At 58.1% G+C, this 384-nt stretch carries 1 protein-coding gene; it reads right to left on the reverse strand.

All coding sequences use genetic code 11. The features are described from left to right. Positions 1-384 (reverse strand): phage N-6-adenine-methyltransferase (locus JTI98_RS13810; protein ID WP_216081382.1); only part of this gene is annotated, 384 nt, incomplete at both ends.

Below are 384 nucleotides of genomic sequence, written 5' to 3' on the forward strand. Positions count from 1 at the left end.
TACTGGCTTACCGGTGACCGGGTTGATAAATGCCAGTCGCCCGGCGGTGATGAAGCGAACCTCGCTGGCGGTCTGGATAGCCTCCTTAAACCAGCCAACCGATGTGTCTGCCGGAACCAGCATGACCGTGCCGATCTGATTTGCGCTTTCGGTAGCGGCCTTCTTAACGAACGGCGTAATGTCGCTGTATGGCGGGTTCAACCAGACGTAGCCGGGAATGCTCAGGTAATCAGCCCAGGGCGTTTCCAGCGTGTTCTGCTCGGCGGTGATAAATATGCGGCATAGCGTATTATGTGGCGCTGCGGCGGCATCCAACTGGAAGCAGAACTCCGCATCAAGGGCCGCAAAAAGTGCTGGTGGAGTGCGCCAGAGGTCGCGCTGATC

Source organism: Citrobacter sp. MGH 55 (assembly GCF_016906145.1).
Lineage (GTDB): Bacteria > Pseudomonadota > Gammaproteobacteria > Enterobacterales > Enterobacteriaceae > Citrobacter_A > Citrobacter_A amalonaticus.